Source organism: Microbacterium sp. SA39 (assembly GCF_000967865.1).
Lineage (GTDB): Bacteria > Actinomycetota > Actinomycetes > Actinomycetales > Microbacteriaceae > Microbacterium.
In genome coordinates, this window is the sequence record NZ_JXRU01000035.1 from 196101 (window position 1) to 218253 (window position 22153).

General features: G+C 68.9%; 24 protein-coding genes and 1 tRNA gene. 8 read left to right on the forward strand and 17 right to left on the reverse strand.

Translation table 11 applies throughout. The features are described from left to right. Nucleotides 1–52: 52 nt before the first annotated feature. Together RS85_RS12110 and RS85_RS12115 are read right to left on the reverse strand one after the other, a co-directional pair. A tRNA-Arg gene (locus RS85_RS12110) sits at nt 53–125 on the reverse strand. Between the two features lie 78 nt (nt 126–203). Then, nucleotides 204–788: a hypothetical protein gene (locus tag RS85_RS12115; RefSeq protein WP_046013696.1), complete on the reverse strand. Its 585-nt coding sequence runs from the start codon at nt 786–788 to the stop codon at nt 204–206. Nucleotides 789–920: 132 nt separating this feature from the next. Here RS85_RS12115 and RS85_RS12120 point away from each other — a divergent pair, with 132 nt between their 5' ends. Continuing rightward, complete coding sequence (locus RS85_RS12120; protein ID WP_046013697.1) at nt 921–1760, forward strand: SDR family NAD(P)-dependent oxidoreductase; 840 nt, start codon at nt 921–923, stop codon at nt 1758–1760. Nucleotides 1761–1772: 12 nt separating this feature from the next. Here RS85_RS12120 and RS85_RS12125 read toward each other — a convergent pair whose 3' ends face one another. The 9 genes from RS85_RS12125 to RS85_RS12165 all read right to left on the reverse strand — a co-directional run bounded on the left by RS85_RS12125 (nt 1773) and on the right by RS85_RS12165 (nt 8693). Further along, nucleotides 1773–2645, reverse strand: coding sequence for a hypothetical protein (locus RS85_RS12125; RefSeq protein ID WP_235282424.1), 873 nt, complete (start codon nt 2643–2645; stop codon nt 1773–1775). Then, nucleotides 2642–2887, reverse strand: a complete 246-nt coding sequence (locus RS85_RS12130) for a hypothetical protein (protein WP_046013756.1) — start codon at nt 2885–2887, stop codon at nt 2642–2644. The genes RS85_RS12125 and RS85_RS12130 overlap by 4 nt, the downstream gene beginning before the upstream one ends. 105 nt (nt 2888–2992) lie before the next feature. Continuing rightward, nucleotides 2993–3610, reverse strand: coding sequence for a GntR family transcriptional regulator (locus tag RS85_RS12135; protein WP_235282425.1), 618 nt, complete (start codon nt 3608–3610; stop codon nt 2993–2995). 122 nt (nt 3611–3732) lie between these two features. Beyond that, on the reverse strand, nt 3733–4374 hold the full coding sequence (locus RS85_RS12140; protein ID WP_046013699.1) for an NADPH-dependent F420 reductase: 642 nt from the start codon (nt 4372–4374) through the stop codon (nt 3733–3735). A 72-nt stretch (nt 4375–4446) separates the two neighbouring features. Continuing rightward, complete coding sequence (sufU, locus tag RS85_RS12145) at nt 4447–4881, reverse strand: Fe-S cluster assembly sulfur transfer protein SufU (protein ID WP_046013700.1); 435 nt, start codon at nt 4879–4881, stop codon at nt 4447–4449. Continuing rightward, entirely contained in the window at nt 4878–6185 is a 1308-nt protein-coding gene (locus RS85_RS12150) for a SufS family cysteine desulfurase (protein WP_152642414.1), read from the reverse strand. The genes sufU and RS85_RS12150 overlap by 4 nt, the downstream gene beginning before the upstream one ends. 42 nt (nt 6186–6227) lie before the next feature. Next, on the reverse strand, nt 6228–7028 hold the full coding sequence (locus RS85_RS12155) for a DUF1206 domain-containing protein (protein ID WP_046013758.1): 801 nt from the start codon (nt 7026–7028) through the stop codon (nt 6228–6230). A gap of 61 nt (nt 7029–7089) precedes the next feature. Beyond that, on the reverse strand, nt 7090–7740 hold the full coding sequence (locus RS85_RS12160) for a GyrI-like domain-containing protein (protein WP_046013701.1): 651 nt from the start codon (nt 7738–7740) through the stop codon (nt 7090–7092). An 89-nt stretch (nt 7741–7829) separates the two neighbouring features. After that, entirely contained in the window at nt 7830–8693 is an 864-nt protein-coding gene (locus RS85_RS12165; protein WP_046013702.1) for an AraC family transcriptional regulator, read from the reverse strand. 173 nt (nt 8694–8866) lie between these two features. Between RS85_RS12165 and RS85_RS12170 the strand changes: the two genes are divergently transcribed. Together RS85_RS12170 and RS85_RS12175 are read left to right on the forward strand one after the other, a co-directional pair. Further along, complete coding sequence (locus RS85_RS12170) at nt 8867–9376, forward strand: hypothetical protein (protein ID WP_046013703.1); 510 nt, start codon at nt 8867–8869, stop codon at nt 9374–9376. A 116-nt stretch (nt 9377–9492) separates the two neighbouring features. Further along, complete coding sequence (locus RS85_RS12175) at nt 9493–10680, forward strand: Fic family protein (protein WP_046013704.1); 1188 nt, start codon at nt 9493–9495, stop codon at nt 10678–10680. Nucleotides 10681–10715: 35 nt separating this feature from the next. Here RS85_RS12175 and RS85_RS12180 read toward each other — a convergent pair whose 3' ends face one another. Beyond that, entirely contained in the window at nt 10716–12047 is a 1332-nt protein-coding gene (locus RS85_RS12180) for an aspartate aminotransferase family protein (RefSeq protein ID WP_046013705.1), read from the reverse strand. A 127-nt stretch (nt 12048–12174) separates the two neighbouring features. Here RS85_RS12180 and RS85_RS12185 point away from each other — a divergent pair, with 127 nt between their 5' ends. After that, nucleotides 12175–13698, forward strand: coding sequence for a PucR family transcriptional regulator (locus tag RS85_RS12185; protein ID WP_046013706.1), 1524 nt, complete (start codon nt 12175–12177; stop codon nt 13696–13698). A 108-nt stretch (nt 13699–13806) separates the two neighbouring features. Here the strand turns inward: RS85_RS12185 and RS85_RS12190 are convergent, their stop codons facing one another. After that, nucleotides 13807–15372, reverse strand: coding sequence for a CoA-acylating methylmalonate-semialdehyde dehydrogenase (locus RS85_RS12190; RefSeq protein WP_082087605.1), 1566 nt, complete (start codon nt 15370–15372; stop codon nt 13807–13809). A 129-nt stretch (nt 15373–15501) separates the two neighbouring features. After that, nucleotides 15502–15864, reverse strand: coding sequence for a winged helix-turn-helix transcriptional regulator (locus RS85_RS12195; protein ID WP_046013707.1), 363 nt, complete (start codon nt 15862–15864; stop codon nt 15502–15504). Between the two features lie 88 nt (nt 15865–15952). On the opposite strand from RS85_RS12195, the gene RS85_RS12200 reads away from it, so the two are divergent. Together RS85_RS12200 and RS85_RS12205 are read left to right on the forward strand one after the other, a co-directional pair. Then, nucleotides 15953–16363, forward strand: a complete 411-nt coding sequence (locus tag RS85_RS12200; protein WP_046013708.1) for a nuclear transport factor 2 family protein — start codon at nt 15953–15955, stop codon at nt 16361–16363. 172 nt (nt 16364–16535) lie between these two features. Next, nucleotides 16536–16739, forward strand: coding sequence for a hypothetical protein (locus tag RS85_RS12205; RefSeq protein WP_046013709.1), 204 nt, complete (start codon nt 16536–16538; stop codon nt 16737–16739). A gap of 10 nt (nt 16740–16749) precedes the next feature. On the opposite strand, the gene RS85_RS12210 is transcribed toward RS85_RS12205, so the two are convergent. Genes RS85_RS12210 through RS85_RS12220 form a run of 3 tightly spaced genes read right to left on the reverse strand, consistent with a single transcriptional unit; the run spans nt 16750 to nt 20250 of the window. Then, nucleotides 16750–18138 (reverse strand): FAD-binding oxidoreductase, encoded by a 1389-nt coding sequence (locus tag RS85_RS12210; protein WP_046013710.1) that lies wholly within the window; start codon nt 18136–18138, stop codon nt 16750–16752. Then, a complete protein-coding gene (locus RS85_RS12215) occupies nt 18122–19015 on the reverse strand; it encodes an alpha/beta hydrolase (protein WP_235282428.1) in 894 nt (297 codons plus the stop codon). Before RS85_RS12215 ends, RS85_RS12210 begins: the two co-directional genes overlap by 17 nt. 5 nt (nt 19016–19020) lie before the next feature. Continuing rightward, entirely contained in the window at nt 19021–20250 is a 1230-nt protein-coding gene (locus RS85_RS12220; protein ID WP_046013712.1) for a metal-dependent hydrolase family protein, read from the reverse strand. Between the two features lie 97 nt (nt 20251–20347). Between RS85_RS12220 and RS85_RS12225 the strand changes: the two genes are divergently transcribed. Both RS85_RS12225 and solA read left to right on the forward strand, forming a co-directional pair. Continuing rightward, nucleotides 20348–20938: a TetR/AcrR family transcriptional regulator gene (locus tag RS85_RS12225; protein WP_046013713.1), complete on the forward strand. Its 591-nt coding sequence runs from the start codon at nt 20348–20350 to the stop codon at nt 20936–20938. Beyond that, nucleotides 20935–22149 carry an N-methyl-L-tryptophan oxidase gene (gene solA, locus RS85_RS12230; RefSeq protein ID WP_046013714.1) on the forward strand — a complete coding sequence of 405 codons (1215 nt, stop codon included), beginning with the start codon at nt 20935–20937 and terminating at the stop codon, nt 22147–22149. Before RS85_RS12225 ends, solA begins: the two co-directional genes overlap by 4 nt. The last annotated feature ends 4 nt before the right edge of the window (nt 22150–22153 follow it).

Genomic DNA, 22153 nt, shown 5'->3' on the forward strand with positions numbered 1-22153 from the left:
CGAAAACCCCGCCGCTCTCGCGACGGGGTTTCCGTACTGTCTCAACACAGTGTGCGCCCGAAGGGACTCGAACCCCTAACCTTCTGATCCGTAGTCAGATGCTCTATCCATTGAGCTACGGGCGCATGGCCTCTGGCGCAGAAACCGCTCAGCGGGCCGACGATAAGCCTACAACAGTCCCGACGGGATTGCGAAACGAGGCCTCAGGCGTCGGCGGCCTCCGCCTTGTCCTGCTTCTTCCGCCGCTTGGCCCTCGCGCGCTGCTCGGACGAGAGCGCCTGAAGGTCGACCAGACGCAGCGCCTGCATCCGCGCTTCGCGCATCTTGCCGTACTCGGGATCATGGTCGGGGCGCATGCCCTCGACGCGCAGACGGCGGTCCAGATTGTGGCGCACGTCGGCCCAGGCCGCCTCGCGCGCCTCTTCGACGATCACGCTGAGTCGCTCGCGGTCCTGCATGATCTCCCGCAGTTTCACGGCCACACCGGTCGACTGCTTGGCGCGCCGACGGAGATTGCGCACGTCGCGGTCGCGGTAGTCGTGGGTGCCGTGCGGGTCGGAATGGCGACCGCGGGCCCGCTTGCGCAGCGCCGTCACGTTCGCAGCGGCCTCTTCCGCCTCGGCGGCCATCGCTCCGAGCGCCTCGCGGGCGTCGGCGATGTACTTGTCGATGTCGAACACGCCGTTCTCGGCGATCGTGCCCACGAGGATGTGGTTCTTCACCGCGAGGCGCGCGGCAGCAGTCGCGATCGCAACGCCTTCGGCGATGGCATCCGCTGTTCGTCCCACCGCGACCTCCTCTCCTCCGAGCGTACCGGTATGCCGCCGGAGCGGTGTGGGCAAGAATGGGTTCCGGATCAGCATCCCCCATCGGTCCGACATTCGCCCGACCCGCACCCGGGACTGCCCGCAGGAGGCCCCATGAAGCACCTCGATCTCGTCGGCAGCACGACCGTGATCACGGGGGCCGCGAACGGCATGGGCGCGGAGATCGCACGGCTGCTCGCGGCGCGCGGGGTGCACCTGGCGATCATCGACCACGACCGGACGGCGCTCGAGACTCTGGCCGCGGAGCTCACCCCGCCGACGGTGACCGCCCACGTCATAGACCTGCGCGACGACGACGCCGTGTTCGCCGGCATCGCCGACATCACGGAAGCGCACCCGCGCATCAACGCCCTGATCACCTGCGCCGGCTCCTCGATGCTGGGCACTCTCGACCAGCTCACGATGGAGGAGATGCGCTGGCTCACCGACGTCAACCTCTGGGGAACGGTCTCGGTCACCAAGGCGCTCCTCCCCGCGCTGAGGAAGGCTCCCGCCGCGCACATCACGCACCTCGCCAGCGTCTACGCGCTCGCCGCACCGGCCGGCCGGATCCCGTATGCGATGAGCAAGTTCGCGGTCCGCGCGTTCTCCGAAGCCCTGCGGCACGAGCTCGAGCGCACCACGGTCAGTGTCGGCGCTGTGTATCCGGCGGGTGTGCGCACCGGCATCATCCTGCACGGCCGCTACGCCGCCGCGATCGATCCCGACGTGGCCGCGCGTGCCGCCGCCGCACAGGCCGCGATGTACCACACCGAGCCGACGGATGCCGCGGCGCAGATCATCCGCGCGACCGAACGCCGTGCCGCGCGGACGATGGTCGGACGCGAGGCCCGTCTCATCGACGTACTGGTGCGGGCTGCCCCCTCGAGCTACTGGCGGGCCATGCGCCGCCCGCTCCGCGCCGCGACCGACACGACGACGCCGCTCGCCTGAGCGGGTGAGCGGTCAGCGGACCGCGCCCACCCAGATGCCCGACGCCCACACCTGCTGGTCGCCGTTGCAGCCGACAGATCCGGGATATCCCCGGACCACGGCCATGCAGTTCGCGAGGAACTCCGGGTCGCCGCCGAACATCGAGCCGTAGGACGGCGACGAGTTGAGCGCACCCCAGACCCGGAACTGGTGGATGTGCGCGAGCTCATGCGCCATGGCCCAGTTCAGGCGCCCTTCGCTCCAGTCCGCGATGTCGGCGCGGTACTTGATGTACCCGTTGCTGTTCGCGCAGGCCGGGGCATTCCCGCCGGCGCACGACGACGACTCGTACAGACCCACTCCGCCTCCGCCGACGAGGTCGAGTGCCGCGCGCACCCGCGCGTATCCGTCGGGGCCGCTCGTCGTCCATGCGGGGCCGGCTGGCCCGGCGTTCCGTGCGGCCTGCGCCGCTTCCCAGCCGGCCGTCTCGGAGCCGACCCTCTCCGTCAGAGCACGGATCGTCGCGGTCGCCGCCAGCACCGTGTCGGGGTTCACCTTCTCGGCGAGGACGGTCTGCTGCGTCGACAGCGCCGACGCGCGGTGCGTCGCTGTGTCGACTCGCCCCTCGGCACCCTCGAGCGCCGTCCCCAGCGCCGTGAGCTCGGTGAGGAACGCCGGCCGCAACTCCAGCACCGCCGCCCGATCGGCGGTGTCCTGCTCGGCGCGCTCGACGGCTCCCTCGAGGTAGTCCGTCCGTTGTGCCGCGCCATGAGCCTGGAACGCGAGACTGCGGAGTTCGGCCACGGCATCCGCTCGCTGCTGGTCGAGGCCGTCGGCCCGCCCGATGATGCCGGCGGAGAGCAGCACGGCCGAGGCGACCATGACCGCCAGCACCCGACGGATCACTTCAGGAAGCCCGTCGTGTCGGCGAGCTTGGCGTCCTGCTCCGCGATCTGCGAACGCAACGCCGTGAGCTTCTCGGCGAGCTCGAGGTTCTCCTCGTGGGACGAATCCAACTGCTGCTCGATGCGCTGGACCTCGGCTCTCACTGCGGCGACGCCGGACGCGCGCTCCTGGTCCGCGATCACGACGAGGGCGACCCCGCCGGCCAGCAGCAGACCTCCGACGACGACAGCAAGACGGCGCATCTCGCTCCCCAGGACACTCGCGAGTGTCGGAACCACTCCGACCGTGCTCAATATACAACTGAGGTGGGCAGGATCCCGGGCAGGTCGCCCGTGACGGGCGATGGCTCAGATGGTGATGTCGCTGCTCGCGAGGCGCCGCTCCGCCATCAGCTGCCCGATGGCGAGGTGCTGCGGCACGATGCGGCGCACCGCCTCGACGTCGCGGGCGGCGATCGCCTCGAGGATGACGCGGTGCTCCTCGGCCATCGCGAGCAGATCGTCGTGCTGACCGAAGAGCCAGCGCAGACGCGTGGCGAACACGTCGATCATCTCGCACAGCATGTCGTTGTCGGCGAGCACCGTCGCAACCCCGTGGAACTCGCCTGCGGCCAGACGCGCGGCCTCCGCGTCCCCCGTCTGCGCCGCGGCGAGCTCCCGCTCATACACATCGCGGAGTCGGGCGATGCCCTCCGCATCGTGCCGCTCGGCGGCGAACACGAAGACGAGGGTCTCGATGGATTCCCTCACCTCGGCGAAGTCCCGGATGTCGCGCTGTGTGAATTCGCGGACGACGGCCCAGCTGCGCGGACGGGCGATGACGACCCCCTCCGCGACGAGCGTACGGATCGCCTCACGAACCGGGAGACGCGAGACCTCGAGTTCCGCGGCGATGTCACGCTCGATGAGCCGGGATCCGGGGACGCGCCGACCCAGGATGATGTCCTCGCGCAGAATGCGCGTCACCCTGACCGACTCCAATTCGCCGGTAGCCCCCGCCCCCGTCATGCCCGCATTCTCTCACCTGAACGGCGGTTAACCAAGTTTGGTATCCCAACCCGGCGATGCGGATGACGGGGGCGACGGTCTCAGGGCAGGCGGTTCGCGATCGCGAGGTTGGCGGCGAGTTCCTCGGCGTTCTGCCGGATGACGTAAGCCGGGCGGTCACGCTCGGCCCGCCACGACTCGCTGAGGGGGCCGATGTTCACGGTGTCGAAGCCCGCCTCGTCGTACAACCGGGTGACGAAGGCCACGGCCTCCGCGTCGTCGCCCGCGGTGGCGAGCGCGCGGCGGTTCGGTGTACCGGCGGGAGCGCCGTCGGTCGTGATGTCCGCGGCGAGGATGTGGTTGAACGCCTTGGCGATCTTCGAGGTCGGGAGCCGGCGCTGCAGGAGTTCCGCGGTGGTGGTCTCACCCTTGTCGAGAGCCTCGATGCGTCCGTCGCGCTCGTGGTAGTAGTTGTTCGTGTCGAGCACGATCTTGTCCGCGAGCTGTTCGACCGGCAGGCGATCGATCTTGCCCAGCGGCACGGTCACGACGACCGCATCGCCCGCGGCCGCTGCGTCCTCCGCGGTCGCGGCCCGCGCCTTCGGTCCGAGTTCTGCCACGAGGGCGGCGAGCGTCTCCGGTCCCCGCGAGTTGGCGATCACGACGTCGTAGCCGTTCGCCACCGCGACCCGCGCGACCTGGCTGCCGATGTGTCCTGCACCGATGATTCCGAGAGTAGTCATCTTCGGCCCAACGTCCCCGGCGCGGAGCTATTCCCGATGGCGACGCTGTGTGACGCGCACCGCGGTCGGCCGTCAGCTCTTCGACAGAGCGTCTTCCGCAGCCACCCAGGCGAGCATCGCGCACTTGACCCTCGCCACATACTTCGACACACCACCGAGAGCGGCGGCATCGCCCAGCAGCTCCTCGTCGGGCTCGATCTTGCCACGCGAGCGCATCGCCTCCCGGAAGGCCGCGATGCGGACCTCGAGGTCATCGACGGACAGCCCCTCGGCCAGCTCGGCGAGAAGGGATGCCGACGCCTGCGAGATCGCGCAGCCGTGGCCTTCCCACGCGATCGCCTCGATGCTCCCGTCGGCTGCCCGGTGCACCTGGAGGGTGACCTCGTCGCCGCAGGTGGGGTTGATCTGATGCGACTGGGCGGGGATCTCCTCGCGGAGGCCATAGCCGTGCGGGCTGCGGGAATGATCGAGGATCAGTTCCTGATACAGATTCTGCAGGTCGCTCATGCGCCCCTCCGGAAGAAGTCGATCGCGCCGGCGACGCCGTCGATGACCGCGTCGACCTCGGCATCCGTCGTGTAGAGGTAGGTGCTGGCACGCGTCGACGAGGTGACGCCGAGTCGGCGATGCAACGGCTGGGCGCAGTGGTGGCCGACGCGCACGGCGATGCCGAGGTCGTCGAGGAACTGGCCCACATCATGGGAGTGGATGCCGGCGACGTCGAAGCTCGCGAGCCCCACGCGCGGGAGGTCGATGCCGGCGCCGAGCACGCGCACACCGTCGATCGCGCTCAGCCCATCGACCAGCCTCCGGCCGAACGCCGCCTCGTGCGCCGCGATGCGCGGCATCCCCACCGCGGTCAGGTAGTCGACGGCCGCAGCGAGCGCGATCGCCTGCGACACGCGCTGGGTTCCGGCCTCGAAGCGCTGGGGCGGCGGAAGGTACTCGGCCTCGGTGGTCGTGACCGTGGTGATCATCGACCCTCCTGTGAGGAACGGGGGCATCGCCTCGAGCAGTTCTCGGCGGCCGAAGAGCGCACCGATGCCGGTGGGTCCGAGCATCTTGTGGCCCGAGAGCACGGCGAAGTCGACGCCGAGAGCGTGCACGTCGAGCGGCAGATGCGGGGCCGATTGGCACGCATCGAGCAGTGTCAGTGCGCCGACCTCGTGCGAGAGGGCGACCAGCTGCTCCACCGGATTGATGACGCCGAGCACGTTCGAGACATGCGTGAACGCGACGAGCTTGGTCCGAGCGCCGATGAGTTCGGCCGCGACGTCGAGCCGCAGAGCGCCGTCGTCGTCGAGCGGGATCACCCGGAGCGTCGCCCCGGTGCGGGCCGCGAGTTCCTGCCACGGGATGAGATTCGCGTGATGCTCCATCTCGGTCGTGACGATCTCGTCGCCCTCTCGGAGCCGCAGCCGCTCGGCTGCTGCTCCCCCGCGGCCGATCGAGGCGTTCGAGAGCGAATAGGCGACCAGGTTGATGGCTTCGGTCGCGTTGGATGTCCAGACGATCTCGTCGCTATCGGCGCCGACGAAGCGAGCGAGGGTGCTGCGCGCGTCCTCGAAGAGCTCTGTGGCCTCGGCCGCGATCGTGTGCGCGCCGCGGTGCACGGCGGCGTTCAGTGTCGTCGCGAACTCCCGCTCGGCATCCAGCACCGCGAACGGGCGCTGCGAGGTGGCACCGGAATCGAGGTAGGCGAGCGGATGCCCGTTCACCTGCGTCTGCAGGATCGGGAAGTCATCGCGCAGGCGCCGCACCTCGTCGTCGCTCAGCGGGGCGATCACAGCGGGTGCCGGCGAAGTGCTCATCGTTCCAGTTTCTCATCTCGCGATCGGGGAAGGCCCGCCGGCTCACATGCGGGCGTAGCGCGAGCGCGCGATGCAGAACAGTCCGTAGACGGCGAGCCCCGCACCCACCGCACCGAGCATCAGCGGTCCGAGCGGCAGCGCCACGATGCTGTGCAGGGCGCCGTCCAGACCCGACGACTTGTCGGGGTCGTTCGTGAACGCCGCCACGACGAACAGCACACCGGTCACGGCGACCGCGATCCCCTTGGCGATGTAACCGATCACGCCGAAGGTGACGATGCCGCCGCGCTCGGCACCCGACGGCAGATGCAGCAGCTTCTTGAAGCCCCGGGTGAAGCCGCTGACGACGAACCCGACGCCCACCCCGAACACGGTGGCTCCGACGACGACGAGCACGACGATCCCGACGGGCGTCGCCAGCAACACCTCGCTGAGCGTCTGTGACGCCTTCTCTGAAGACACCCGCCCGCCGAAAGCGACGATCAGCGCCATGCCGGCGATGACGAGGTAGGCGAGCGCGATGCCGAAGTACTTGACCCGTGTGGCCCATTTCTTCGTGTCCGCCGGGTCGGATGCCAGGAAGGCGCTCGCGATCTGCCAGACAGCGAGTGCGATGAGCCCCGCCGCGACGGCCCCGAGCAGCAGCCCGCCGACCGGGTTGCTGCGGATCTGCTCGAGCGCGCCGTCCTGATCGGCGTCACCGCCGCCCCCGAGGGCGAGTGAGACGGCGAGGCATCCGATGATGATGTGGATCACGCCGACGATGATGAAGCCGACGCGGGCGACCCGACGGAAGCCGTCGGACCCCTTCGCCTCGCGAGCAGCGTGCTTGACCGAACTCATCATCGAAGACTACGCGGCCGGAATATCGGTTTCGGAGGGGCTTGCTTTCCGAGCTCGCCGATCACCCGGCATCCGTTCCCGCCGCTCGCGTCACGGGCTGGCGAAGGATCGTGCGCAGCTTCTCCGGTGCCACCCGCCGCATGTCGCTCAGGTAGATCTCGTGATGCAGACCGGTCATCTGCAATCCGTTCTCGGGGATGAACCGGTGATGCAGGTCGTCGAGGACCGGCGCCTCGTCGTCGTACGAACCGACGTGCAGGGTCTGCGCGCTCAGCCCCTCGACGAGAGTCTCCAGACGCACGGATCGGAGAGCCGGCGACGGCGTCTCCTTCTTCTTGACGGTCTTGGCGGTGACGCTGTCGACCGCCTCGGTGAACATCTCTCTTGTGACGTGGTCGCCCACCATGATCATGAGCGTCCACAACCAGGCCGACTTGTCGCGCTGCGAGGTGAAAGCCGCCATGTCGGGAGCGTGCCAGAGGCCTTCGAGCGGCATCACGACGGCGTCGATGCCGAGTTGCTCTCGACTGGCGAACTTCAGGGTGTAGGCGAGGGGGAACAGCGCCGTCACGGCATCCTTGTACGCCTGAGCGGTGTTCGGGTCGCCGGCACCGTCGACCATCAGGTACTGCAGGGGCGGGACCTCGACCAGGCGGACGGTGCCGCGAGTGGCCCGATACGCGTCGAGAGTCTTCTTGGGGTCGATCGGCATGTCAGGCCTCCGGAGGTCGTGCCCTCAGTGTGGCAGCGCCCGCCGACATCGGGTCGAGGAGCGGACAGCTCCCCGACCCGATGATTCGGTCAGCCCCCCTCGACCGGCAGCCAGAGCTCGCACGATGCGTACGCGTCGGTGAACTCGAGGTAGCGCACGATCGAGGGCCCCGGCCGCAGCCGCCAGGGGTTCGACGGGAACCATTCCGTCGCCGTCGCGGCCCAGAGATTCTGCAGCGTCTCCGGGAACGGGCCGCGAGCGGCGAAGACCGCCCAGGACCCTTCTTCGAGCCGCAGGACATCGAGGTCGTCCGGCACCGGAGTCGAGATCTGCACAGCCACGCCGTGGAGATAAGTCAGCATGCTGCCCTCCGGCGCGTCCGGCTCGACATCCGAGGTGACGGCGAGGATGCCGACGGGCTCGGCGTCACCGAGCTCTTTCAGCCGCACGTGCTCCTCCGCCGGGATGGCGGCGATGTGCTCCTGGATATGCGGATTGACGCCCGTGTGGATGAGCGGGACCTCGGCGGAATGACCGGCGAGGACGAGCTCGGGCAGGTGGGTGATGGTGACGTCCATCGGGGTGCTCCCTTCGACGCTCAGGCGGAACCGGAGCGTGGGTTGTGTACGGAGAGGACCCCCGTCTCGGCGCGCGTCGACCGGGCCGATGCCGTGCACCGCCCGGAACGCTCGCCCGAACGCCTCGATGGATCCGTAGCCGTGACGCACGGCCACGTCGAGAACGTTCGGGGCGCCCGCGACGAGCTCGGCGGCGGCGACGGTCATCCGCCGACGGCGCACGTACTCCGAGAGCGGCATGTCCGCCAGCGACGAGAACATCCGGCGCAGGTGGTACTCGGTCGTCCCGTGCTCGCGGGCGAACCGGGCGACGTCGATCTCCTCGGCGGCGTGAGCTTCGACGAGATCGATCAGTGCATTGAGCGTGCCGATCATGAGGTCCTCCTTTCTTCACCCATGGTGTCCGCGCGGCGCACCCCGTCACCCGATCATTCTGGCCCGATCCGGTCGGCGAGCGCCCCTCATCACACTGGCGCGGGTGAGTGTGAACGGCGGGCGGCTAGGCTTGAAATCCCTGGAAAACACGGCGAAGGCGAAGCAATATGAGAGTGAACGATGTCCTCGCCGGCGCCCCCTTCCAGGCACCGGAACTCACCGAAGCCGAGAACCCGTTCCGTCACACCGAGGTGTTCGACGGCGCTCAGGTGACACGCATTCTCGTCGATGTTCTGGCCGGCACCGTCGGGGTCCTCCTCGAGCTGCGGCAGGCCGAGCAGCTGCCGGCGAACACTGCGCTCCTGCGCGTGACGGGTGTCGCGCAGCAGAACTGGATCTGCACCGCCATGGCCGACGAGTTCACGGCCTGGTCGATCACCGGAGTCGTCGTGCACCAGCGCCCGGGCGAGTTCCAGCTCGTGGCCCAGTGCCTCCCCGCGGGTGCCCTTCGCGTCGTCGGCGCCTCGGCGGAATTCATCCTGCTGGATGCCGCGGCTCTCGCCGCCGCGCCGCCCGACTACCGCGCAGACGCTCGTGAGCTGATCCGCTTCGGAGTCGCGGACGAGAACACCGAGTGCCGGCTCGTCGGCGTGGCCCACTCGGTCCAGACCGAGAAGGTCTGACCCGGGCCGAGCGTCTCCTCGGGTCGTGCGCCTCAGTGTGGCCAGAGGGGACCGACGGCATCCGGATCCGTTGATTATCGCCACTCATACTTAAGGATCAGCAGTTATCCTTAAGTATGGACGAGTGGCCAGCAACGACATACGAGTCCCGATCTTGGGTCCGCTCGGGCACCGAGATGGGATCGCGGCGCCGAATCCGTGCCGCGCGGGGCCCCTATGACGCCGCCGTCCCGCCGCTCATCGCGGACGCGGTGGCCGACCTTCCCAACGACCTCGTCGCCGTGGCCGAAGACGCCGGCCGGGAACTCACCCGCTTCGATGCCGAAGTGGGTCCGATGGCGGCACCGTTCTCTGCGATCTTGCTGCGCACCGAGAGCGCCTCGAGCTCCGAGGTCGAGAACCTGACCTCAAGCGCCAAACAGCTCGCGCTCGCCGAGATCGGTGCATCCGGTTCACCGAACGCGCTCCTCGTCGTCGGAAACGTCGCGGCGATGGAGGCGGCGATCGCGCTCGCCGATGACCTCGATCCTGCGGCGATCCTGACGATGCACCGCGCCCTGCTCGAGAGGTCCGCCCCGAACATCGTCGGGCATTGGCGGGACGAGCAGGTCTGGATCGGCGGCGGCTCGGTGTCTCCGCACGGTGCGGCCTTCATCCCTCCTCACCAGGACCGGGTGCCTGAGCTGATGGACGACGTGATGCGATTCGCGCGTCGCGACGATCTTCCCGTGATCGTGCAGATCGCCATCGCCCACGCACAGTTCGAGACCATTCACCCCTTTCCCGACGGCAACGGCCGCACCGGGCGTGCGCTCGTTCAAGGGATGCTGCGCGGGACCGGCGTCACGAAGAACGTGACGGTGCCGGTGTCTGCGGGCCTGTTGGGCGACACCGACGGGTACTTTCGAGCCCTCGATGCGTACCGCGCCGGAGATATTCGTCCCATCGTCGAGACGATGTCAGAGGCGGCGTTCTCAGCGATCGCCAACGGTCGAACGCTTGAGAAGGCGATCACCGAGATCTCCGCGAGGTGGGAGTCCGCTGTTCGCGCTCGAAGCGACTCCTCGGCGCACCGACTTCTGCACGTGCTGCTGCGCCAACCGGTCGTCACGACCGGCATCGTCGCGCGCGAGCTGCAGGTGAGCGGCCCGGCCGCCCAGGCCGCCGTCGACAGGCTCACTGCGTCGGGCATCCTGTCGCAGTCCAACATCGGCAGGCGTAACCGCCGGTGGCAGGCGACCGAGATCCTGCAGGCACTCGATGCTTTCGGCGCTCGTGCGCGCCGCCGACGACCGGGAGCCTGATCGCCCCATCGAGGGAACGGATGACGTCCGCTCCCTCAGCGCCGGAAGGCGCCCAACGCCTCGTCGATCAGGTCGAGTCCGCGCGCGGCATCCTCTGCGGTGATCACGCACGGCGGCACGACGTGCAGGCGGTTGTCGGCGAAGAACGGCAGCAGACCGCGCCCGAGCAGATCGCTCTTGAGCGCGCCGATCGATGCGGCGGCGAGCGGTGCGCGGGTCTCACGGTCCTCGACGAGTTCGACGGCCCAGAAGACGCCGCTCCCCCGCACCTCGCCGATGAGGTCGTGGTTCTCGGCGAGCTGCCCGAGCCGCGGCCCGATGACGTCGGCGCCGACGCGCTTGGCGTTGTCGACGATGCCCTCCTCGCGCATGGCCTCGACCGTCGCGACGACACTGGCTGCGGCGAGCGGGTGCCCGGAGTAGGTGAGGCCGCCGGGGAAGACGCGGTCGTCGAAGTGGTGCGCGATCTCGCCGGGGATGATGACGCCACCGATCGGCACGTAGCCGGAATTGACGCCCTTGGCGAAGGTGATGAGGTCGGGTCGGACGTTGAAGGCGTCGAGCGCGAGCCATTCGCCGGTGCGACCGAAGCCCGCCATCACCTCGTCGAGGATGAGCAGGATGCCGTAGCGATCGGCGATCTCCCGTACGCCTTCGAGGTAGCCGGGAGGCGGGGTGAGGATGCCGGCCGTGCCGGGGACGGTCTCGAGCAGGATCGCGGCGATGCTGTCGGATCCTTCGGCCTGCACGACGCGCTCGAGGTGGTGGAGAGCTCGGGCGCTCTCCTCCTCGGGCGTGGTCGCCCAGAACTCCGACCGGTACAGGTACGGGCCGAAGAAGTGCACGTGACCGCGGGAGTACTCGTTCGGGATGCGGCGCCAGTCGCCCGTCGCGACGACGGCCGCGCCGGTGTTGCCGTGGTACGAGCGGTAGGTCGAGAGGATCTTGTCGCGACCTGTGAAGAGTCGCGCCATGCGGATCGCGTTCTCGTTCGCGTCGGCGCCGCCGTTGGTGAAGAACACCTTCTCGAAACCCTCGGGCGCGATGTCGACGATGAGCCGGGCAGCTTCGGCGCGCACGGCGTTGGCGTGAGCGGGCGCGACGGTCGTGAGGACCTCGGCCTGCGCCTGGATCGCCGCGACGACCTTCGGATGCTGGTGCCCGATGTTCACATTGACGAGCTGGCTCGAGAAGTCGAGGAACCGGTTGCCGTCGGCATCCCACACCGTCGTTCCCGACCCACCCGCAAGCGGAAGGGGCGCGAGCGGGCCCTGCGCCGACCAGGAGTGGAAGACGCGCGAGCGATCGGCATCCCTCACCTCGGCGTTGGTGGCGGTGGAGACGGCGGAGGGTGTGAGGTTCGACATGGCAGTCCTTCGATTCCGTGCGGGAGCGGCATCCTGATCATCCCACCCGCACCCGACGACATCGGTCGCCAATCCGTCGATCGACCACCCACTTGACGGACAGAACGGCATCGGCCAGGATGCGGGGATGCCCGCCACTCTCCGCGTCCTGCTGAACGAATCGCGCTTCGACCTGCGACCGGTCAGCGGCGTCGACGACGCCCTGCTCGCGCAGGACGTGCTGTGGGCGCACAACTCCGACCTTCCCGACCCCACTCCGTGGCTCGACTCGGGCGGACTGCTGCTCACCGACGGCGTGCAGTTCGGCGCTCCCGAGCCGACTCCCGTACGGCCGTACGTGCAGCGCCTGGTCGACCACGGGCTGCTCGCCCTCGGCTTCGCTACGGGGATCGTGCATGACCGCATCCCCGATGATCTGATCGACGCCGCGACCGCGCAGGGGCTGCCGCTGTTCGAGGTTCCCCGCGAGACCCCGTTCATGGGCATCATCCGCTTCATCTCGGATGCCGTCGCCGACGACGACCGGCAGATGCTGGAGCGCTCGCTGCGGGCGCAGCGGTCCGTCGCCCGGGCCGCACTGCGTCCCGACGGGCTCGCCGAGATCCTCCGCGAGCTCGAGCACAGCCTGGGCTGCTGGGTGGCGCTCTTCGATGCCGCAGGTGCCCGGGTGCGCGTGCCGACCCGCCGCGAGATTCCCCGGTCTCTGGCACCGGAGATCGAGGATGCGGTCGCGAGCACGCTGGCACGCAACCGCACCGCCGCCGTGCGGCTCAGCATCGCGGGTTCGGGCGAGGTGACCCTGCAGACGCTCGGGCAGCGCGGGGATCTCCGCGGCATCCTGGCCGTCGGCACCGGGACAGGGGCGCTCGACCGTGCGCGCGCCGACCTCGTCGATGCCGTCATCGCGCTCGCGAGCATCGCTCTCGAGCAGAGCCGCACGCTCGATGAGGCGAGGCGGCGACTGCGCTCGGGGGTGCTGGAACTGCTGATGGCCGGGATCACGGGCGTCGCCGAGCGCACGGTCTCGCAGGTATGGGGCCCGCTTCCCACGGACCCACTCCGCGTCGGATGCATCCGGCTGCCGGATGAGGAGGACGGCGGGGCGGCGGCCCTGCGCTCCGCCCTCGAGCTGCTCGCGGTCGAGAGCCACGGCGGGGTGTTCTTCGCCGAGCGCGGCGATCGGCTGGTGACGATCACGCCTGCGGACGGCAGGACCGAACTCCTCAGCCTGCTCGAACGCCACCACGCCCTGGCCGGCTTCTCCGCGGTCACCACATGGGACGGTCTCACCGAGGCGATCACCGAGTCGGAGCGGGCGCTTGCGCGGGCGACGACGCAACAGCCGCTGAGCGAGTTCGACGACATCGCGCGGGTGGGACTGCTCGGGCACCTCGAGCACACGCAGGCGCACGACATCGCCCGGCGGATGCTGCTTCCGCTGCAGCATCCGAACGCTCCGGCGGACCTGCTCCGCACGCTCGAGGTGTGGCTGGAGCACAACGGCGCGTGGGATCCCGCGGCCAAGGCGCTCGGCATCCATCGCCACACCCTGCGGTCCCGCGTCGACGCGGCGGGGAGGTTGCTCGCCCTCGACCTCGACACGTTCGGCGCGCGCGCCGAGGTGTGGAGCGCGTTGCAGTTGACGCGCTGACACCCTGCCGCCACCCCTGCCGAGCGGCCCCTCTACGCGCGACCCGGCCCCTTGCGAACGATCGCAAGGGGCCGGGTCCCGCAGAAGGGGCCGGATCGGCGAAGGGGGTCAGCTGTTCTGCGGGAAGCCGAGGTTGATGCCGCCCTGCGCGCGGTCATTGCGCGCGGCGGGGTCGATCCAGCGAGCAGTGACGGCCTTCTCCCGCGTGAAGAAGTCGAAGCCGTGCACGCCATAGGCCTTGGCATCACCGAACAAGCTCTTCTTCCAGCCGCCGAACGAGTGGTACGCGACGGGCACCGGGATCGGCACGTTGATGCCGATCATGCCGACCTGCACCTCGTTCTGGAACCGGCGGGCCGCTCCCCCGTCGTTCGTGAAGATCGCGGTGCCGTTGCCGAACTCGCCCGAGTTGATCAGCGCGAGCCCTTCGTCGTAGGAGTCCACCCGGACGACGGCGAGAACCGGTCCGAAGATCTCCTCGGTGTACGCACGCGACGTCGTCGGCAGACCGTCGATCAGCGTCGGGCCGAAGAAGAACCCGTCCTCGTGCCCGTCCACCGTGAAGCCGCGGCCGTCGACGACGATGGTGGCGCCGTCCGCCTCGGCGATGTCGACGTAGGAGGAGACCTTGTCGCGATGCACGTCAGTGATGAGCGGGCCCATGTCGGGCTCGACGCCGTCGACCCCGGCGCCGTCGCCGATCTTCAGGGAGCGGATGCGGTCGGTGATCTTCGCGATCAGGTCGTCGGCGACGGGCTCGACCGCCAGCACCACGCTGATGGCCATGCAACGCTCGCCCGCGGCGCCGAAGCCTGCGTTGACGGCCTGGTCGGCGACGAGGTCGAGGTCGGCATCCGGCAGGACGAGCATGTGGTTCTTCGCGCCGCCCAGCGCCTGCACGCGCTTGCCGTTCTTCGAGGCCGTCTCATAGATGTACTGGGCGATCGGGGTCGAGCCGACGAAGCTGATCGACTGCACGACGGGCGACTCGAGGAGTCCGTCGACCGCGAGCTTGTCGCCCTGCAGCACGGTGAAGACGCCGTCGGGAAGACCCGCCTCCTGCCAGATCTTCGCCAGCCAGAGTGCCGCCGACGGGTCCTTCTCGCTCGGCTTGAGCACCACCGCGTTGCCGGCGGCGATCGCGATGGGTACGAACCACAGCGGCACCATGACCGGGAAGTTGAACGGAGAGATCACGCCGACGACGCCGAGCGGCTGCTTCAGGGAGTAGACGTCGATCCCCGAGGAGGCGTTCTCGCTGAAAGCGCCCTTGATGAGGTGCGGGAAACCGGTCGCGAGTTCGACGACCTCCTGTCCGCGGAGGATCTCGCCCATCGCGTCGGAGACGACCTTGCCGTGCTCCGAGGTGATGATCTCAGCCAGTTCGCGCTTGCGGGCGTTCAGGATCTCCCGGAAGGCGAACATCACCGACTGCCGCTTGGCGATCGAGTAGCCGGACCAGACCCGGAAGCCCGCGTCGGCGGAGGCGATCGCCTCATCGATCTCGGCCTGGTCGGCGAGCGCGACGTGCGCCTGCACGGCACCGGTCGCCGGGTTGTAGACCGGGGCGGTCCGGCCGGATTCCGACGCGCGCAGCGCGCCGTCGATCCAGTGCGCGATGACGGGGACGGCGGACTCCGTCGACGAGACGGCGGATGTGTCAGTGATGGTCAAGATTCACCTCGGGGCTCAGCGGGCGGAGTGACATCAGTCAATCAACTGCCGCTCGCGCCCGCCCTGCCATTACGTCCTGTCCCGATTCGGAAGATCGACGATCAGGCAGGCGGCCGGAGGCCAGCGATCCTACCGGCGGTCGTACTCGTCGCGCGCCGCAAGCACCTCTGCGATATGCGTCTCGGCCCAGCGCCCCAGTGCCGTGAGCGGCTCTCGGAGCGTGAGGCCCAAGGGGGTCAGGTCATACTCGACTCTGGGTGGCATCTCGTCGTACGCCTTCCGCGTCAGCAGGCCGTCGCGCTCCAGGTCGCGAAGGGTCTCGGCCAGCACCTTGGCGCTGATGCCTCCGACGCGATCTCTGATCGCTCCGAATCGCGCCGCCCCATCGCTCAGGGCGATCACGATCATGGCCGTCCATTTGTTGGCGACCCGCGCCAGCGACGTGCGGGACGGGCAGGTCGCGAGCATGACGTTCCAGACCGGATCCGACATTTTCGCGATTCACCTCCATGGTTACGTTGAGGTAACAAGTTACCAGATGTAACTCTAGAGAGATCAACACTCGATCAAGGAGAACATCATGACTGACACCACCCCGACGGCCGTTGCCACCACCTACTTCGATGCACTCAGCCGCGGAGACATGGCCACGATGATCGCGCAGTTCGACCCGGCCATCGTCTGGCACCAGCCCGGCGGTCACCGCTTCTCAGGCACGCACGTCGGCATCGAGGGCGTCGGAGCACTTCTCGGCGGCATGATGGAAGCGAGCGAGGGCACATTTGCCCTCACCGTCACCGGACCGGCGATGCTGAACGGCGAACTGGTCGCCATTCCGGTGCGATTCTCGGGCGCGCGCGTCGGCGCCTCGATGGATATGTCCGGCGTGGACCTGCTCACGGTCCGCGACGGAAAGATTGTCGCCGTCCACCTCTTCTCCGCAGACGCGACCAGCGAGGACGCCTTCTGGGCCGGCCCTGATAGCCGATGACGGCCTGAATCCATCGGTCAAGTGCGTGTGCGTCGATTGCTCTCCGGCCCTCGCCGAGGCGCAACGGGCTGGCCGCATGAGGGCGCGTCCTGAGGACCGGTTCGTCAATCACACGATTCGCCCGTTCTCAACCCCCTTTTCTGCACCGGGGCTCCGGTCGGACGCTGGATGCATGAGCCACCCAGACGACATCAAGCAGCCCCTCGACCACCTGCCCCCGCTCGACGAGCGCGACAAGGCGGTCGAGATCGACGAGCCCCACTACCCGACGTCGGAGTCGCCGACCGGTCCGGCGCACGTCTCTCCGGAGACGGCGGCCGAGCCGGACAAGCCGAATCGCCACGGCGCCGAGAAGCTTCCGCCGACGTCGCGCTGAGCGTCCGGGATCAGCGGACGACCTTGCCGGGGTTGAGGATGCCGGCGGGGTCGAGGGCGGTCTTGACCGCTCGATGCATCTCGACGACGGCCGGAGAGAGCTCGGCCAGGAGCCCATCGCGTTTGAGCAGGCCCACGCCGTGCTCTCCGGTGACCGTGCCACCGAGTGCGAGGGCGGCGTCGATGATCTCCGTGAACGCCTTCTCCGCCCGAGCGCGAGCCTCGGCATCGTCGGCCGGGACGACGATGAGTGGATGCAGGTTGCCGTCGCCGGCATGCGCGATGTTGGCGACGAGCACGTCGTTCGCCAGCCCGATGTTTTCGATGCGGCCGAGCATCTCCGGCACCGCTCCCTTCGGGACGCAGACGTCCTCGGTGAGAACCGGGCCGAGGCGCTCGAGCGCTGGATACGCCAGACGACGCGCGGCGAAGAGTGCCTCCCCCTCGGCCTCGTCCGTGCTCCGGTCAGCCCACGTCGCGCCGCCGCGCTCGAAGGCGGCCAGCAACGCCGCGGCCTCTTGCTCTCCCGCGGCACCGGGTGTGTCCACGCGGCCGAGCAGGACGACCTCGGCCTCGTCGGAGAGCCCCATGCTCTTCCAGTCGTCGACGGCCCGTAGGCAGTTCCGGTCGATCAGCTCGAGTGCGGACGGCGTGAGGCCCGCCGCCGCGACCTCGCGCACGGCCTCCCCCGCGGCGGTGAGCGAAGCGAAGAAGCCCGCGACCGTCTGCTCCGGCGGGCGCGTCGGCCGGAGCCGCACGGTGATCTCGGTGACGATGCCGAGCGTGCCCTCGGAGCCGACGAGAAGACTCGTGAGGTCGTAGCCCGCGACCCCCTTCGCGGTGCGGCGCCCCAGTCGGACCAGCTCTCCCGTGCCGGTCACGACCTGCATTCCGAGCACGTAGTCCCCGGTGACGCCGTACTTCACGCAGCAGACGCCGCCGGCGTTCGTCGCCACGTTGCCGCCGATCGTCGACCACGGCGAACTCGCCGGATCGGGCGGATACCAGAGCCCGTGCTCGGCGACGCGCGCCCGAAGGTGATCGTTCACGACCCCCGGCTGCACGACGGCCAGGCGCTCGAGCTCGTCCACCTCGAGCACGGCATCCATCCGCTCCAGCGAGATCACCACGCAACCGGCAAGGGCGTTGGCGCCGCCCGAGAGTCCCGTGCCCGCTCCGCGCGCGACGACGGCCGTGCCGCGGCGCAGACACGCCTGAACCACGAGCTGCACCTCTTCGGCCGTGCGCGGTCGCACGAGACAGACGGGCAGAGACCATTCCGCCCACTCGGCATCGTCGTGCGCGTACCCCTCCAGCACATCCGGATCCGTCGTCAGACGGTCGGCGGGGAGAGCCGCTGCGAGATCGGCGATGAGCGCGGATTCACTCACCGTCGGCATCGCTCCGAACGGATATAGAACGCGTGTGGCAGGTCTTCAGGTAGCTCAGGAACGACGCCTGCAGCCCCGTGAGATGCGTCTCGTGCAGGAGGGCCTTCGTGACCTCTCCCGAGCGCCCCTGGGCATCCAGTTCCTCCACGACCGTGAGGAGGTTGCGACCGATGTCGCGGTAGATCGGAATGGCCCCGAGCAGTTCGGCCTCGTTCAGCGTGACGTGCAGCCGTCGGGCGGCGGCATCCGCGCCGTGCTCGGGCAACGCGGCGATCAACGGGAACACCTGGCTGTCCGTCGCCGCGACCCCCGGACTTCCGGCGCCGAACGTCGCGAACGGAGACGCTTCCTGCAGCCACGCATACAGCGCGAAGAGGCCGCCGTAGGAGTAGCCGAAGAGGCCGTGCCCGGTGTCGCTGACCCGCACAGTCGACTGCAGGAGCGGATGCAGCTCCTCGGTGAGGAACGAGAGGAACACGTCGGCATGGGTGTCGGCCAGGTGGGCGAGGTAGGCGTCCATATGCTCCTGGGTCATCGCCCCGGAATCCCGGGCGGCCGCGAGCGTCTTCAGCATCTGCTCGCTGACGGGCTCCCCCGGCGGCACGAGATCGCGATTGCGCAGCTGCGCCCACTGCTCGGCCTCATCGCCGGCATACCCGACGCTGACCTGGATGTAGGGGGCGATGGTGAGGTAGGGATCGGCCTGGGTGACGATGAGTGGGGCGGTCAACCCGACGGCGAAGTTGCCGTCCACCACGTAGATCAGGGGCAGGGAATCCTCGGACTCGGAGTAGCCCGGGGGCGTCGTCACCCAGACGGCGTAGCGATGCCCCGATCGTGCCGTGACCTCGAGGTACTCCGTGTCGGCCAAACAGCCGTTCAGCATCGTGCTCACTGGGTGTCTCCCTTCATGATGCGGCCGGCCTTCACGACGAAGGCGGCCATGTCCGGATCGGCGAAGATGCGGGCGTCTTCGAGCGGATTCCGCTTCCAGGCGACCAGGTCGGCGGCCATGCCCGCGCGGAGCATTCCGACGGTGTCGCCGATGCCGAGGATGTCGGCGTTGACACTGGTGGCCGAGACGAGCGCCTGCATGGGCGACTCCAACTCGGCGCGCAGCCGCAGCTCCTCGCCGCGGCGGTGCTGGCCGGAACCGAGGAGGTCGGAGCCGAGCCCGATCCGCACGCCGGCCTCGCGCGATATCCGGAGCGCTTCGACCATGCGCCGCCGGGTGCCGGCGATGCGCTCGCGCGCCGAGGGATCGACGTCGAGCGAGCTGTCGGGGTCGAGGACCTGTTCGATCACCGCGAAGGTGGGGACGAGCGCGACGTCATGCTCGCGCATGAGCTGCGCGGTCGGTTCGTCGATGTCGGTGCCGTGCTCCACGCATCGCACACCCGCTCGCACGGCGTTGCGGATGCCAGCGTTGTTGTGCGCATGCACGGTCACGTAGGTTCCCCGCGCCGCGGCCTCCTCCACCGCGACCGCGATCTCCGCGGTCGTGAACTGCGTGTCGTCCAGGCGATCATGGCCTCCCACGACACCGCCCGTGACGCACAGCTTCAGAAAGGTGGCACCACGGCGGAACGATTCCCGCACGTTGCGTCGCAGCTCGTCGGCATTGCCCGACATGAGCGACAGAGCGGCGAGGCCGGGGATGTGGTGCGTCTCCCACAGTTCCGTCGGCTCCCACGCCGCGCCGTAGTATCCGTGTCCGCCGGTCTGGCACTGCACGGGGCCGCACGACAGCACACGCGGCCCGCGCACCTTGCCCTTCGCGATGACGTCGACGATCCCGCCGTCGATGCCGCCTGTGTCGCGCACCGTGGTGAAGCCGGCGTCGAGGGTGCGGCTCGCGGTGGTGAAGATGTCAGCGGCGATCTCGGCCGCCGACAGCTGGAACCCGAACTGGGCACGGATGGGGCTCGAGAGTCCGAAGTGGACGTGAGCGTCGATCAGCCCGGGGGTCAGGAGCATGCCGTCGAGGTCGACGGTCACTGCCCCGGCAGGCGCGGTTCCGATCCTCGTGATGACGCCGTCCTCGACGCATACGTCTGCGGCGAAAGGCTCGATACCGGTTCCATCCGCGACGATGCCGCCGGCGAACCAGATCTCGGTCATGGAGCCTCCCTTCCGGAGAACGGCTCTGTCCTCAACAGTGGTGAATTCGTTGTACGATAACGTACTCAACAGTGGTGAAGGTGTCAACGGAGGCAGCATGCGAGCATCGGTCGGTGAGGGGAAGGCACGCCTCCTGCAGGCGCTGTTCGACGAATTCGGCGAGACGGGGCCGAGTCCGAACCTGTCGATGCGCCAGGTGGCCGAGCGCCTCGGCGTGCATCACACGCTCCTGACCTACCACTTCGGGTCACGACCGGGTCTGCTGAGCGCCGTGCTGTCGGAGGCGCGCCGTCGTGACAACCTCGTCATCGCGGCGACCGGCGACGACCTCTGCTTCGTCGACATGCTGCGTGCCATCTGGGGCTTCTACGCCAACACCGGCCACGAGGAGCGCACCCGCGCCTTCTTCCACCTCATCGGCCTGGCGGTGTACGAGCGCGGCGCCTTCGACGGTTTCGTCGCCGACCTCGACGACCTCACCCGCCTTCTCGAGGCGGCAGCTCGACGCGAGGGACTGTCGGAAGCGGAGGCGGTGCAGCAGAGCCTCATCGCCATCGCCTGCATACGCGGTCTGCTGCTGCAGCGACTGTTGAGCCCGTCCGCGGAAGTGGATGCCGCGGCCGAGCGCTTCATCGGATCGTTCGCGACAACCCGCCTCGACGATCGACGGAAGGACGGAACGGCATGAACCAGGGCTACTCGCACATCGTCATCGGCGCGGGAGCCATCGGATCCGCCGCCGCCTACTGGCTGACGCAGGCGGGCGCAGAGCGGGTCCTCGTGCTCGAGCAGTTCGAGCTCGGCCATGCTCTCGGATCGTCCGGCGACCACTCCCGGATCATCCGTCGGGCCTACCATCGCGACGACTACACGAAGCTCACCGACGCGATGTTCGCCGCGTGGGCCGAGGTCGAGGAGCGCTCGGGGCTGAAGATCTACACGCCGACCGGAGGCATCGACCTCGCGGTCGCGGACAGCTCCGGCGCGGCGGAGATCGACGACTACCGTCGGGCGATGGATGCCGCCGGCATCCCCTACGACGAACTGACGATCGACGACATCCGCGGCCAGTATCCGCAGTGGAACGTCTCGGACGACACGATCGGGATCCATCAAGCGGATGCCGGCATTCTCGACATCCGCCGATCCGTGTCCGCCCATGTGTCGCTCGCGAAGACCGCCGGCGTCGAGTTCCGCTCCGGTGTCGTCGTGACGGGCGTGCGCGTCGATGCCGATGGGGTCACCGTGTCGACCTCGGAGGGGTCGTTCGACGGCGGGCATCTCGTCGTCGCCGCGGGATCGTGGCTCGGAGACCTGATGCCAGACCTCGGCCTGTCGTTCGCGCTCACCCTGAGCCAGGAGCAGGTGGGGTACTTCTCCTCCCAGAACCTCTCGGACTTCACCCCCGAACGGTTCCCGATCTGGATCCACCACAGCGACGAGGTGCACTACGGATTTCCGGTCTACGGCGAGGCGGCGATCAAGCTCGCGCGCGACATGCGCGGCCATTTCATCTCACCCTCGGAGCGGTCGTTCGTCCCGGACGACGACGAGCCGGAGCGGCTCCGCGCGTTCCTCCGTGCGCACCTGCCGGGTGCCGATGGACCGCTGCTGATGAGCAAGACCTGCGTGTACGACATGCCCGCCGACCGCGACTTCGTGCTCGACACCCTGCCGGGGCACCCTCACGTCGCCGTGTTCAACGGCGCAGGGCACGCGGGGAAGTTCGCGAGCCTGGTCGGACGGATCCTCGCCGATCTGCTCACGGTCGGCCGCACCGAGCACGACATCTCTGCCTTCAGCCTGACGCGACCGGCGATCGTCGACCCGGACTTCGTGCCGCTGTTCCGGCTCGGGACCGGCGATGGGGCGGCGAGCGCGTCACCAGGGGCGCCGTGACCGA